This window comes from Streptomyces sp. PL-29, assembly GCF_058344425.1.
Genome location: NZ_CP136996.1, coordinates 4939072 through 4953153, shown reverse-complemented (window position 1 = coordinate 4953153; position 14082 = coordinate 4939072). Strand labels below are relative to the sequence as shown.

The following is a 14082-nucleotide window of genomic DNA, read 5'->3' as shown; positions in this document are numbered from 1 at the left end:
CCCTCCCGCCCCGTGCCCTTCCCGGGCTCCGCCCGGACTCCCGGCCCCACGGCCCCGACAGCGGGGCGACGGCCGGGCACGGACGCATCCCGGGTCCGGCGGATCCGGTGGCTGCGTCAGCGCAGGGTGGTGGACTTGTCCGTGCGGTAGGTCGCGACCAGCGCGAGGCAGAGGGCCGCGATCGCGACGCGTCCCGACGCCTGGAGGAGCGGTCCGCGCAGCAGGATGAAGGAGTAGCCCGCGACCAGCGGGACGACCACCGAGATCAGGCTGCCCGGCGGCGACTTCCGGGTGGCGCGTTTCGCGTAGCGCCGGTCGACGCGGGCGGCGGCATAGCCCATGCCCAGCAGCCCGGCCCCCATCCCCAGCGGCCCGAAGTCGATCCACAGCTCCGCCCAGATCGGGGAGGAGAGGTTGGTGTTGACCGTGCCCATCCACTGGCCGACCATCACGCCCGTGTCGCGCGGCTTGCTCTCCCAGACCGAACGGGGCACGGCGAAGAAGATCGACCCGGCCAGCTGGCGGCCGTAGAAGTGACCGGGACCCGACTCCGAGAAGGTGATGGTGTTGGCGAACATGCCGATCTGGTCGTAGTCCTTGAGCGCCATCGGCTCCAGGAAGGACGTCGTCTCGACCGGCCGGTAGTTCTTCTCGTCGTACCGGAAGCGGTCCGCGAACGGGAAGATCAGGAGGGCGACGATCACCGCCATCGACAGCGCCACCCGATACATCGCCGCGCTCACCGGGAAGACGGTGAACAGCAGCGCGAACATGACCGTCAGGAACCAGTACCGCGGGTTCGAGATGGGATTGTTGACGATCAGGTTGAGACCGGCGAGCGCCGCCCACGTGACGATGATCGACACCTTGCGGCGGGCGAACTTGGAGGTGATCAGCCAGCGTGTGTAGAGCAGCAGCGAGAGCAGGGCCGGCACCGTGCCGAAACCGCGCAGCAGCGCCTGGCCGGCCTGGCCGTCGCCGTTGGAGACGCCCGCCTCCTCGATGCCGGCGATGATCTCCTGGCGGCTGGAGAAGAAGACCGCCGGGCCGCCCAGCTTCATGATGAAGGCGGCGCTGCAGAGGAAGGACAGGATCGTCAGGAGTTGGAGGCGGCGCCGGTGCGCCATGACGGGCCTCGACTCCTTCTGGGAGCCGCCCGCGCGCCCGGCGGGCCGGTGGCGGGCCAGCAGCACGCCGACGTCGAAGGCCGTGCAGCCGAGCAGCACCAGCCCGATGGCGAGGGTCAGGTCCGAGCGCGGGCCGACGACCGGCGTCGGGACCTGGCCGAGCACGGCCTGCGCGAGCGGGGCCACGCCCATGGCCATGTAGACGAAGAGCCAGAAGGAGCCCTGGAGCAGCTTGCGCCGGCTGGTGAGCACCATCGCGGAGAGCCGTGCGCCCGCGTACATGGTGAGCAGCAGCTGCAGCCAGAAGGCCGCGTCGCGGACGCCGGCACCGGTCTGGGCGGCGACGAACAGCGGCAGGAAGACGGTGAAACCGAGGGCGAGTGGGACGGACAGGGCCCGAGAGAGCAGGGTGCGCGGAAGCGTCTCGCGGCCCCAGATGCTCTCGTCCTCGAAGGGGGACGGGACGGCCGGTTCGGCGGGAGCCGCCGGGGGCTTGCGTATGTCCGTCGTCACTGCCCGCCCCCACCCGATGTGCCTGGTCCGCGCGCAGTCTAGTCTGAGCGGGCCGCGCCCGGGGAGGCCGCGGCCGAGTGCACGATGGGGGCTTGTGTTGCGTGACCTTCCTTCCTTCACGCTGGCCGGGTACGACAAGGGGCGCGGGCTGCTGACGCAGGCCCTCTGGTTCGCCGTGATGAACACGGTCTTCATGGCCTGGTTCTGTCCGGCGCGGCTACGGGTGGCGCTGTTGCGGGCCTTCGGGGCGCGGATCGGCGAGGGGGTGCTGATCCGGCACAAGGTCCGCGTGCTGTGGCCCTGGAAGCTCACCGTCGGGGACCACGCCTGGATCGGCGAGGGGGTCTGGGTGCTCAACCTGGAGCCGGTGACCATCGGTTCGCACGTGTGCCTCTCGCAGGAGGCGATGCTGTGCACCGGCTCGCACGACCACCGGGCCGCCGACTTCCGCTACCGCAACGCGCCGATCACCGTCGAGGACGGCGCCTGGGTGGCGGTGCGGGCGACCGTGCTGGCCGGGGTGACCGTAGGCCGGTGTGCCGTCGCGGGCGCCGGGGCCGTCGTGCACAAGGACCTGCCGGAACTGACCCTGCAGACCCAGGACGGGCGGCGCCGCCCGGTGGAGGAGCCCAAGTGAGTGCCGCGACGAGAATCCTGCACGCCGTCACCCTGCACTCCCCCTCGCACGCCTTCGGCGGGCCCGTGCGGGTCGCGCTGAACCTGTCGAAGGGGCTGCGGGCCCGCGGCCACGAGGCGCGGCTGCTCGCGCTGGGCGACGGATTCGACGCGTGGCCCACCGCCGTGGAGGGCGTGCCCGCGAAGCTGTTTCCGGCCCGTCGGCTGCTCCCCCTCGGTTTCAGCGGGATGACCTCGCCGGCACTGCTGGCCTCGGCCGGGCGTCTGGTGCGCGACGCCGACCTGGTGCACGTCCATCTGGCGCGCGACCTGGTGACCCTGCCGGTGGCGCTGGCGGCGCTGCGCGCGGGCAAGCCGCTGGTCCTCCAGACCCACGGGATGGTGGACCCGAGCGACAAGCTCCTGGCGAAGGTGCTGGACGCGGTGGCGGTGCGCCGGCTGCTGCGCGGCGCGGACGCAGTGCTGTACCTGACCCCGCACGAGCGGGAGGGCCTGGACGCGGTGGTCGGCGCGCCGCTGGCGAACACGGTCCGGCTGGTCAACGGGACTCCGGCGCAGGCGGAGCGGCCCGCGCCGCAGGGCCCGCCGCGGATCCTGTACTCCGCGCGCCTGCAGGCCCGCAAGCGCCCCGTGGACTTCGTGGACGCCGCCCCGGCCGTGCTCGCGGCCCACCCGGACGCGCACTTCGTGGTCGCGGGTCCGGACGAGGGCGAGCTGGCGGCCGTGCGGGCCCGGATCGGGGCGCTGGGCCTGACGGACCGGTTCACGGTGCCCGGGGCGCTGTCCGGCGAGCAGGTGCTCGCGGAGCTGCGCCGGGCCCACGTCTACGTCCTGCCCTCGGTGGACGAGCCGTTCCCCATGTCCGTCCTGGAGGCCCTCGCGGTGGGCGTCCCCTCGGTGGTGACGCACTCCAACGGGCTGGCGCGGGACATCGCCGGGTCGGGGGCGGGCCGCGCGGTCGATCCCGGTCCGGCGGGTGTGGCCGCGGCGGTCCTGGAGCTGCTGGACCCGCGGGCGGGCCGCGAGGCCTCGCTGGCGGCCCGTGACCTGGCCACCGGCTCCTTCTCCATGGACGCCGTCGTCGACACGCTGCTGCCGGTGTACGAGGCCGCGCTGCGCCGATGAGGCGGGGCCGCCGGGTCAGATGACGTCCCGGCGGTGTTCCTCCACCACCGGAATCGCACCGGCGGTCCGGCGCCGCTTGTAGATGCTGGTGTAGACGGCGAGGCCGATCCCGCCCACCGCCATCATGATCAGACCGACCAGGTCGAGGTTGACGCTCTCCATCTCCCAGTCGCTGGCGAAGGTGAGGATGGCGCCCACCACGATCAGGCCTATGCATCCGCCGATGCCCATGGGTCCCTCTTCCGGTGTGGTGACTGTGACCGCGCGGGTACCCGGGTACCGGACGCGAAAACGCCTCTCGGGACCGGAAGTACCGGTCCCGAGAGGCGTTGTCGCGACTGCGGGTGTTATGCGGAAATCCAGGCGTAGCAGCCGGAGGAGTTGAACTCCGCGGTACCCGCGGGGATCGTGGCCGTGATCTTGTCACCGGCCTTGGGCGGGGTCTCGGGGCCCGAGGCGAGCACCGAGCCGTCCTTGCCCTTGGCCTCCCAGGTGCAGTTCGTGGCCTGGGTCAGCGCGCGGTAGCCGCCCGCCGCGGGAGAGGTGCGGGGCCCTTCGGGGAAGCCCTTCTCCGCAGCGGCGAGGATCGGCTTCTGGTCCGGGCACAGGTGCGTGATCGCGTCCTTGGCGCCCGGGATCTCGCCCGTGATGACGGCGCCGGTGGCCGCATCCTTGTCGCGCTTGGCCGTGCGCGCCACCCGCTGACAGGCCTCCTGGCCGGTCTGCAGGACGGCCGCCGGGTCCATCTTCTCCGGGACGCGCCCGCTCAGGTACTTCTTCTCCTCCGCCGTGAAGCTGCCCGTCTTCGGGGTGAGCTTGGCGTCGGGGAGGACCGGACCGGTCGGCTTCGCGTCGGGCGCGGGCGCCGACGGGGCCGGGGCGTCCGCCGGGTCGGGGGCCGCCGACGAGGCCGGGGGCTTCGCCTTCACCTGGGCGTCGGAGTCGTCCCCGCCCGAACTGCAGGCGGACAGCGTCAGTGCGGCGGCGAGCAGGACAGCGGCCGCTGCGGAGCGTCGGTACATCGGGGGCTCCCGTACTCAAGGGGGTGTTCGGTGGATCAGGGCCGGCCGCTTTCCTGCGTCCACCCGCGCGGGGTGTACGCAGGAATGCGGGGCCCGGCCACGCAGCCGGGCCCCGCATTCCGTCAGGCGCTTGCCTCGGTGGTGCTACTGCGCGCCGAAGGTGAGGACCAGCTGCGGAGCGCCCTCAGCGGCCGTGGACTCCGAGGACCAGATCCACAGCGGGTCGCTGCCGTTGCTCGTCAGGCCCAGGCTGTAGCTGCTGCCCAGCACCGCGGTGAGCGCGGTGGTGTCCAGCTCGACGTTGTGCACCGCCGAGCCGTCGGCCACGCCCGCGAGGGTGCCGAGCGGGGTGGCGCCGAGGGTCGGCTTGGTGTTGAACGTCGTGCTCGCGCCGCTCCAGTTGCCGGTGACCGGGAGCACCGAGATGGTGTCGGCGGTTCCCGCACCCGTCTGGGTGTTGGTCTTGAATTGCAGCGAGGCGGCCTTCAGGACCTGGCCGGCCGGGGCGGCCGGCAGGTCGAAGCGCATGTACGTCTGGTACAGCGAGCCGCTGCCGCGGACGGCGAGCGAGGTGGCCGTGCCGTAGGCGGTGCTCGGGGCGCCCTGGTTGATGTAGGTGTCCTCGGTCGCCTTGACCGTGGAGACCGTGTCGGTGGGGGCCTTGGCCAGGTCGAAGTGGTTCTTGACCTGCGCCTGGGTGAGCGTCGTCGGGTACACGGCGGTCTCGTCGAGCTGACCGGCGAAGAAGTTGCTCGTCGGGCGGGTCGGCCAGCCGGAGAGGTTGTCGCCGCCCGCGTGCCAGTAACCGGCGTAGGTGCCGTTGCTGGTGGCGTTCAGCGAGCCCTTGTTCTGGCCGTCGACGTACAGCGTGATGCCGCCGGGGCCCTGGGTGCCGACCACGTGGTGCCACTTGTTGTCGTTGTAGGTGTCGAACAGGCCGGTGGAGACCGTCCGGGTCGAGCCGTTGTAGACGCCGAACACCAGGCGACCGGTGTTCGTCATGTAGATGTGGCGGTCGTTGGAGCCGCTGTTGCGCGTGGTGTTGTTGCCGAAGCCGATCAGCTTGCCGCCGCGCGTGGTGCTGGTCTTGAACCACGTCTCGATGGTGAAGGTGTTGCCCACCGACTGGCGGCGGTCGCTGTGCACCTGCTGGCTGCTCCCGTTGAAGCCCATCGCCGTGCTGCCGGGGACGGCGCCGGGCGACTGCTGCAGGGCGGGGGCGTTGACCTGGATGCCGCTGCGGTTGCCGGACACCGAGGTGTCGGCGACGTAGGGGCTGACCTTGTCGTCGTAACGCCAGTACAGCTCGGCGCCGTCGGTGCGGACCTGGTTCGGGTAGGACTGGACCGAGGTCGGGACGGTCACCTTGGTGGTGGCCGACAGGGCGCTGGTGTTCCCGGCGCCGTCGGTCGCGGTCACCCGGTAGGTGTACGACTGGCCGGCCTTGACCGTGGTGTCGTTCCAGGAGGCCTGCGGGCGCTCCCACTCCAGCGAGCTGGCGGTGACGGTGGCGGCCGGGGTGGACGAGCCGTTGCGGTAGATGCGGTAGGTCAGCTTGCTGTCGTCCGCGTCGTAGCTGGTGCGCCAGCGGACCTGGACCTCACCGGGCTTGACGCTGGAGGCGCTGGCCACCGGGGTGGTCGGGGCGCCGACGTCGCCGGTGGAGGCGAAGCGGGTCAGACCCTGCTGGGCCTTGCCGTTGATGAGGGTGAACTCACCGCCGACCCACATGTACTTCACGTCGTTCTTCTCGGCCACCGCCATGACGCGCGGGCCGATGCCCTCGCCGAGGCCGTCGTTGGCCGTGGGGTGCCAGCCGAGCTTGCCCGGGCCCCGCACGAAGCCGTCCACGGGCGCGGGGGCGGCACCTTCGTGGTTGGTCGGCTGGGCCAGCAGGAAGTGGCGCTTGCCGTCGGGGTACTCCAGCTCGGTGGAGCAGTCGTGCGCGTGCGAGGAGCTGTAGAGGACGCCCTGGTACGGCAGGACGAACTGGGTGGCGCCCAGGCAGCGGTCCCGCCACTTCTCGGTGAAGTCGCTCAGGCGCAGGCCGATGCGGCCGTCGAAGACGCCGCCGCCGGAGCCCTCGTTGCCCGTGTAGAAGCCGGTGTCGTCGGTGGCGATGTCCTTGACGACGGAGTTCGACGGGATGTTGCTGTAGGTCTTCTTCACGGCGCCGGACATGGCGTCGACAACGGCCAGCGCGTGGCTGTTGGAGTTGTTGATCGTGAAGAAGTCGCCGCCGAGCAGCACGTTCTTGCCGTCGGGGGTGACCTCGATCGCCCGGCCCGGCTCGTCGGCGTCGGCCTTGAAGGGCTTGAGCGCTCCGGAGGAGGCGTCCACGGCGGCGAACCGCTGGCGGTCCTGGCCCTCGACGGTGTTGAAGTCGCCGGCCACGTACAGGGTGTCGTCGGTGACGGCGAGACCGCGCACGGTGGCGGGGAAGCCCGGGTGGAAGGCCGCCTTGGGGGTGCAGCTCGCGATGTCGATCGCCGCGACGCTGGAGACCGGGGTGCCGTTGACGGCGCCGAAGTAGCCGCCCGCGTAGAGGGTCTTCTTGTCCTTCGAGACGACCAGCGTGCGCACCGTCGCGGTGCCTTCGCCGATGGTGAAGGCCAGCTTGCAGGAGGTCGGGTTGCCCGTCGCGGCGTCGAGCGCGACGAAGTTCACGGCCTCCCGCTCGGCACCCGCGACGCCCTCGGGCGGGCGGACGGCGGAGAAGGTGCCGCCGGCGAAGACGGTCCCCTCGGCCTGGGCCATCGCCCAGACGATGCCGTCCGGCTGCCAGGTCGGCAGCTCGTCGGCGGTGAATGCCACCGGCGCCGTGATGGCGGACGCCTGGGGCATCAGCACCAGGCCTATCCCGGTTCCCGCACCGGCCAGTGACAGTACGAGGGCGGCAGTCAGCCCTCTGGATCTACGCATGAGCCCCCCAGGGCAATCGCCCGGTTTGATGGCTGGAACTATCCGAACAGCCATATGTATCTGGCGCAGACTAGGGCTCACGCGAGGGCCTGGTCACCTCCCTTGACCCATTGCATACCAACTTGGAATCAAAGGTTCAGCATGGAGGGTGCACTAGGGACATACGGCACGTATGCCCCGGTCACGCTGGCGCAGAACCGCCTGCATGACCGGAACACGGCAAATCGTAGGGGAAATATAAGCCCTCAGCGATCGATACGGACCGTCACACCCGCGAGTTGGTCCTCGACTTGGCGGATGTCGGCGTCGACCATGATCTGCGCCAATTCGGCCACCAGGACCGACGGCTTCCAGCCGAGCAGGTCATGGGCCTTCGACGCGTCGCCGATGAGGGCGTCGACCTCGCTGGGACGCTCGTACTTGGCGTCGTACCGCACGTGCTCGGTCCAGTCGAGACCGGCGTGCGAGAAGGACGACTCGACGAACTCGCGGACCGTCGCGGCCACTCCGGTGGCGACGACGTAGTCGGTGGGCTCGTCCTGCTGGAGCATCCGCCACATGGCGTCCACGTACTCGGGGGCGTAGCCCCAGTCACGGACCGCGTCGAGGTTGCCGAGGTAGAGGTGGTCCTGCAGGCCGGCCTTGATGCGGGCGACCGCACGGGTGATCTTGCGGGTCACGAAGGTCTCGCCGCGGCGCGGGGACTCGTGGTTGAAGAGGATCCCGTTGACGGCGAACATGTCGTACGCCTCGCGGTAGTTCACCGTGGTCCAGTACGCGAAGACCTTCGCGGCGCCGTACGGGCTGCGCGGGTGGAACGGGGTCCGCTCGTTCTGCGGCGGCGGGGTGGACCCGAACATCTCGGAGGACGAGGCCTGGTAGATCCGGGTGTCGACACCGCTGGCCCGGATGGCCTCCAGCAGGCGCAGCGCCCCCAGACCGGTCACGTCGCCCGTGTAGAGCGGGGCGTCGAAGGAGACGCGGACGTGGGACTGCGCTCCGAGGTTGTAGACCTCGTCGGGGCGTATGTCGCGGAGCAGGTTCACCAGGGCGACGCCGTCGGAGAGGTCCGCGTGGTGCAGGACGAAGGACCGGTTGGCCGTCTGCGGGTCCTGGTAGATGTGGTCGACCCGCTCCGTGTTGAAGCTGGAGGACCGCCGCACGAGACCGTGCACCGTGTAGCCCTTGGAGAGCAGGAGCTCGGCGAGGTACGAGCCGTCCTGTCCGGTGACTCCGGTGATCAGTGCGGTCTTGCCCATGGGGTCCCCTTGCTGGTGGTTGCTGTGTGTCGTGATGAGGCATCGCCTCGGTGCGGGTGTGGAGCGGGCCCTGCGGGGCGTCGCGCCGAGCGGTCGGGCCGCGGCCGGGCGGCTGGATGCGTACCGTACACGGCGGTCGGTGAGCGCCCCCTGCGGGGCATCCGCCGTCTCGTGGTCCTGACGCCGGCCGGCACCCTCCCGGTTCCGGTGCCGGCCGCGCCGGCCGGGCCCAAACCGGCGGCGCGGTCCCGGGCCGTGGACCACTGCGGCCCCGGCGGGAGCGGACTGGCATCATCGGCGGTATGACAAGTTCGCTGCCGCTCCTGCCCCCGAACGCCCGCGTCTTCGTCGCGGGCCACCGCGGCCTCGTGGGGTCCGCGGTCGCCCGCCGGCTCACCGCGGACGGCCACGAGGTGCTCACCCGCGGCCGTGCCGACCTCGACCTGCGCGATGCCGCCGCCACCGGGGCGTACCTGAAGGACGTCCGCCCGGACGCTGTCGTGCTGGCCGCCGCCAAGGTCGGCGGGATCATGGCCAACAGCACGTACCCGGTGCAGTTCCTCGAGGAGAACCTGCAGATCCAGCTCAGTGTGATCGGCGGCGCCCACGCCGCCGGCGTGGGCCGGCTGCTGTTCCTCGGATCGTCCTGCATCTACCCGAAGATGGCGCCGCAGCCGATCCGCGAGGACGCCCTGTTGACCGGCCCGCTGGAGCCGACCAACGAGGCCTACGCGCTCGCGAAGATCGCCGGCATCGTGCAGGTCCAGTCGTACCGCAAGCAGTACGGGGCCTCGTACATCTCGGCCATGCCGACGAACCTCTACGGGCCGGGCGACAACTTCGACCTGGAGACCTCGCACGTCCTGCCCGCCCTCGTCCGACGCTTCCACGAAGCCGCCGCGGAAGGCCGCGAGGAGGTCACCCTGTGGGGCTCCGGTACTCCGCGGCGGGAGTTCCTGCACGTGGACGACCTGGCCGCGGCCTGCGTCGTCCTGCTGGAGCGCTATGACGGCGACGAGCCCGTCAACATCGGCTGCGGTGAGGACCTCACCATCCGCGAGCTGGCGGAGACGGTCGCCGAGGTGACCGGCTTCCGGGGCCGGCTCGCCTGGGACACCTCCAAGCCGGACGGGACGCCGCGCAAGCTGCTGGACGTCGGCCGCCTGACCTCGCTCGGCTGGAAGCCCGGCATCCCGCTCCGGGACGGGATCGCCGCCACCTACACGTGGTGGCGCGAGCAGAGCTGATCGCACGGGCGGCCTCGGCCCCTCAGTAGGCTCCGCGACCGTCGACGACGGCGCGGAGCGTACGGCCCATCACGTCGACGTCACTGGTGAAGGACCAGTTGTCGACGTACTGCAGGTCCAGCTGGATCGTCTCGTCCCAGGAGAGGTCGGACCTGCCGCTGATCTGCCACAGTCCGGTCATCCCGGGCCGCACGGTCAGCCGGCGCAGCTCGACCTCGTCGTACTGGGCCACCTCCTCCGGCAGCGGCGGGCGCGGGCCGACCAACGACATGTCGCCGACGAGCACGTTGACGAGCTGCGGCAGCTCGTCCAGGGACGTGCGGCGCAGGAGCCGGCCCACCCGGGTGACCCGGGGATCGCGGCGCATCTTGAACATCAGGCCGTCGTTCTCGTTGGCCCCGGCCAGCTCGGCCTTGCGCGCGTCGGCGTCCACCACCATCGTGCGGAACTTCCACATGACGAAGGGGACCCCGTCGCGGCCGATGCGTCGCTGGCGGTAGAAGGCCGGACCGCGCGAGCCGAAGCGGATCGCGAGGACGATCCCGAGGAGGAACGGCGAGAGCAGCAGCAGGCCGGCCGCGGCGCCCACCCGGTCCAGGACCGATTTGAGCAGGGTCTGCACACCGCGGCTGACCGGCGGCGCGACCCGCAGCACGGCGAGTCCGCCCGCGGAGAGGGTCTCCAGCCGCTTGACGGAGACCTCCACCAGGCCGGGGAAGACGGCGAGCTCCAGGCCTGCGTCGTGCAGGGCCCAGGCGACGCGGCGCAGCCGCTCCCCCGTGATCCGCACGCCGGGAGCCACCAGCACCAGGTCGGCGTGGTGGCTGAGGACCGCGCCGAGGACGGCCTCGGAGTCGACACCGGGCGCCTCGGGCGCGTCGGCGTCGAGCCGTGCCACCACGGGGACCCCGCTGGCGATCGGCCCGGTGCCGACCGGGACGACGCCGACGACGACGTACGGGTGGTCGGTGCGGGCGGCGAGGTGCGCGATGACGTCCTCGGCCGCGTCGGGTTCTCCTATCACCAGCACGCGGCTCACGGCCTGGGCCTCGCGGCGGGCGGCCGAGAGGTGGCGGTAGGTCAGCTTGTGGCAGGCGACGGTGATCAGCAGGGCGGGCAGCAGGGCCCCGAGGGCGGACAGCCGGGGCGTGTCCTCCTCGGTCACCACGCGCGCCACGGCCAGGATGCCGATCAGAATCAGCCAGTCGTGGAGAACGGGGAGCACCCCGCGGGACTCCCCGAGCGCCCGGGTCGCGTACCGGCGGCGCAGTGCCTGTATCCCGGTCCACGCCACGGCGGCGGCCAGGGCGCAGTAGACGGGCCGTACCTGCTGGGCCGCGTCGAAGACGAGCCCCACCGGGACGGCTGCGCCGAAGAAGTCGGCGGCTATCGCGGCCGGACGGTACCAACGGGCCTTGTCCCCGAGGCGCCGCACGGGCACCAGGGGCTCATGGGCCGCCCTGGCCACTCTTTGCGCAGGAAAATGGACATGCCTCATGGGCCCCCCTGGCACGTGGTCTATGACAGTGGCAAGTGTCCATGGCTTCCCCTGGCGATGAACATCTGCCGCACCGGCAAACAGTACGACAAACACCCGTACGGTAAACGCCGTTTCGGTCAACCCGGCCTCTTGTTGCGCAAGTGTTAGCAAGCGGTAGCTGGTCTTCCGCATTTTGGACACCGCACGAACGCCGCACCTTGCACACGAAGGTGAAGGGTTCGGATACCGGATACGTATCTTCGAACAACGGACCGTTTCCGGCCAACCTTTTGACGCGGCCCTGACATCCATCGCGCCAAGTGGCAATCTTCGAGCGTTCATCGCACCGCACCTGCTCTGCCCGGCGGCCCACCCAGCCGTCCGGAACCCCCCTTGCAGAAGGAGTCTGCGTTGAGGTCCACCCCCCAGAGGCGTGCCACCGCGGCGGGCGCGCTCGTTGCCGCGGCAGCCCTGCTCGCCGTAGGTATACAGACCGGAACCGCCACCGCCGACGCCACCGCGTCACCGGCACCCAAGGCCGCTCAGTCCAATCCGGGCGCGGCCAACCGCGTACTCAGCGCATCGGAGCGTGCGACGCTCCTCGCCGAGGCGAACTCGACCACCGTGCAGGCCGCCAAGGCGCTCGGCCTCGGCGGTGGCGAGAAGCTCGTCGTCCGCGACGTCGTCCAGGATGCGGACGGCACGACGCACACCACGTACGAGCGGACCTACGACGGCCTGCCCGTACTCGGCGGCGACCTCACGGTCCACGCCAAGGACGGCGTCACCAAGAGTGTGACCAGGGCGACCAACCACGAGATCAAGGTCGCGACCACCGAGGCCTCGGTCACCACGGCCGCCGCCGAGAAGCAGGCGGTCTCGGCCGCCAACACCGAGGGTTCGAGGGAGGCCAAGCCCGCCAAGGGCGCCCGCAAGGTGATCTGGGCGGCCGAAGGCGCCCCGAGGCTCGCCTTCGAGACGGTCGTCGGCGGCCTCCAGCACGACGGCACCCCCAACGAGCTGCACGTGGTGACCGACGCCAGGACCGGCGCCAAGATCACCGAGTGGCAGGCCATCGAGACCGGCACCGGCAACACGATGTACAGCGGCCAGGTGACCCTCGGCACCACGCAGTCGGGCAGCACCTGGAACCTGACCGACGCCGCGCGCGGCAACCACAAGACCTACAACCTCAACCGCGGCTCCTCCGGCACCGGCACGCTCTTCTCCGGTCCGGACGACGTCTGGGGCAACGGCCAGCCGTCCAACCTGGAGACGGCCGCCGCCGACGCGCACTACGGCGCGGCGGTCACGTGGGACTACTACAAGAACGTGCACGGCCGCAACGGCCTGCGCAACGACGGCGTGGCACCGTACAGCCGGGTCCACTACGGCAACAGCTACGTGAACGCCTTCTGGAGCGACTCCTGCTTCTGCATGACGTACGGCGACGGCGAGGGCAACAACAAGCCCCTCACCTCCACCGACGTGGCGGCGCACGAGATGACCCACGGCCTGACCTCGGTCACCGGCAACATGACCTACAGCGGTGAGCCCGGCGGCCTCAACGAGGCCACCTCCGACATCTTCGCGGCGGCGGTCGAGTTCTACGCCAACAACCCGCAGGACGTCGGCGACTACCTGGTCGGCGAGAAGATCGACATCCGCGGCAACGGCACCCCGCTGCGCTACATGGACAAGCCCAGCAAGGACGGCTCGTCCAAGGACTCCTGGTACTCGGGCATCGGCTCGATCGACGTCCACTACTCCTCGGGCCCGGCCAACCACTGGTACTACCTGGCCTCCGAGGGCTCCGGCGCCAAGGTCGTCAACGGCGTGAGCTACGACTCGCCGACCTCCGACGGCCTGCCCGTCACGGCGATCGGCCGCGACGCCGCCTCGAAGATCTGGTTCCGCGCGCTGACCACCGGTCTGTTCAAGTCGAACACCAACTACGCGGCCGCCCGCACGGCGACCCTGCAGGCGGCGGCCGACCTGTACGGCGCCGGCTCGACCACCTACAACAACGCGGCGAACGCCTGGGCCGCCATCAACGTCGGCCCGCGCATCGTGAGCGGCGTCTCGGTGACCCCGATCCCCAACCAGAACACCCAGGTCAACACCGCTGTCAGCCTGCAGGTCCAGGCCACCAGCACCAACCCGGGTGCGCTGAGCTACGCGGCGACCGGCCTGCCGGCCGGCCTGTCGATCAACTCGTCCACCGGCCTGATCTCCGGTACGGCCACCACCGCGGGCACGTCCAACGTGACCGTCACCGTGACCGACTCGCAGAGCAAGACCGGCACGGCGTCCTTCACCTGGACCGTGGGCACCGGCCAGCAGAACGTCTTCGAGAACACGAACGACTACCAGATCACGGACAACGCCACGGTCGAGTCCCCGATCCTGGTGACCCGCACGGGCAACGCCCCGAGCAACCTCAAGGTGGACGTGAACATCGTCCACACCTACGTCGGTGACCTGATCGTCGACCTGGTCGCCCCCGACGGCAGCGTCTACAACCTGCGCAACCGCAGCGGCGGCAGCGCGGACAACATCGTCCAGACCTTCACCGTGAACGCCTCCTCCGAGGTCGCGAACGGCACCTGGAAGCTCCGGGTCAGGGACGCCGCCTGGCTGGACACCGGCTACATCAACAGCTGGAAGCTCACCTTCTGACCCCTTGAGGGCAGCGTGAGCCGCGGCTGAACCAACAGAGGGACACGGGGCCGCCCGGGAGAAGACCTCCCC

The 14082-nt window shown here is 70.7% G+C and carries 10 protein-coding genes; 4 read left to right on the top strand and 6 right to left on the bottom strand.

Annotated features, from left to right (window positions below; translation table 11 throughout):
* Positions 1-116: 116 nt before the first annotated feature.
* Positions 117-1640, bottom strand: coding sequence for a hypothetical protein (locus tag R4Z63_RS22950; RefSeq protein WP_384445549.1), 1524 nt, complete (start codon positions 1638-1640; stop codon positions 117-119).
* 97 nt (positions 1641-1737) lie between these two features.
* Between R4Z63_RS22950 and R4Z63_RS22945 the strand changes: the two genes are divergently transcribed.
* Positions 1738-2277, top strand: coding sequence for a WcaF family extracellular polysaccharide biosynthesis acetyltransferase (locus tag R4Z63_RS22945; protein WP_037928045.1), 540 nt, complete (start codon positions 1738-1740; stop codon positions 2275-2277).
* Entirely contained in the window at positions 2274-3401 is a 1128-nt protein-coding gene (locus R4Z63_RS22940) for a glycosyltransferase (protein WP_384445547.1), read from the top strand. The genes R4Z63_RS22945 and R4Z63_RS22940 overlap by 4 nt, the downstream gene beginning before the upstream one ends.
* Positions 3402-3416: 15 nt before the next feature.
* Here R4Z63_RS22940 and R4Z63_RS22935 read toward each other — a convergent pair whose 3' ends face one another.
* The 4 genes from R4Z63_RS22935 to gmd form a co-directional block, all read right to left on the bottom strand.
* Positions 3417-3632 (bottom strand): DUF6458 family protein, encoded by a 216-nt coding sequence (locus tag R4Z63_RS22935; RefSeq protein WP_031148400.1) that lies wholly within the window; start codon positions 3630-3632, stop codon positions 3417-3419.
* 116 nt (positions 3633-3748) lie between these two features.
* Positions 3749-4423 carry a hypothetical protein gene (locus R4Z63_RS22930; RefSeq protein WP_384445545.1) on the bottom strand — a complete coding sequence of 225 codons (675 nt, stop codon included), beginning with the start codon at positions 4421-4423 and terminating at the stop codon, positions 3749-3751.
* 144 nt (positions 4424-4567) lie between these two features.
* A complete protein-coding gene (locus tag R4Z63_RS22925) occupies positions 4568-7345 on the bottom strand; it encodes a CBM96 family carbohydrate-binding protein (protein WP_384445543.1) in 2778 nt (925 codons plus the stop codon).
* 245 nt (positions 7346-7590) lie between these two features.
* A complete protein-coding gene (gene gmd, locus R4Z63_RS22920) occupies positions 7591-8604 on the bottom strand; it encodes a GDP-mannose 4,6-dehydratase (protein WP_384445541.1) in 1014 nt (337 codons plus the stop codon).
* A gap of 302 nt (positions 8605-8906) precedes the next feature.
* Between gmd and R4Z63_RS22915 the strand changes: the two genes are divergently transcribed.
* Complete coding sequence (locus R4Z63_RS22915; protein ID WP_037928038.1) at positions 8907-9851, top strand: GDP-L-fucose synthase family protein; 945 nt, start codon at positions 8907-8909, stop codon at positions 9849-9851.
* A 22-nt stretch (positions 9852-9873) separates the two neighbouring features.
* On the opposite strand, the gene R4Z63_RS22910 is transcribed toward R4Z63_RS22915, so the two are convergent.
* Entirely contained in the window at positions 9874-11349 is a 1476-nt protein-coding gene (locus R4Z63_RS22910) for a sugar transferase (protein ID WP_078557010.1), read from the bottom strand.
* Positions 11350-11742: 393 nt separating this feature from the next.
* Here R4Z63_RS22910 and R4Z63_RS22905 point away from each other — a divergent pair, with 393 nt between their 5' ends.
* On the top strand, positions 11743-14010 hold the full coding sequence (locus R4Z63_RS22905; protein ID WP_037928034.1) for a M4 family metallopeptidase: 2268 nt from the start codon (positions 11743-11745) through the stop codon (positions 14008-14010).
* The last annotated feature ends 72 nt before the right edge of the window (positions 14011-14082 follow it).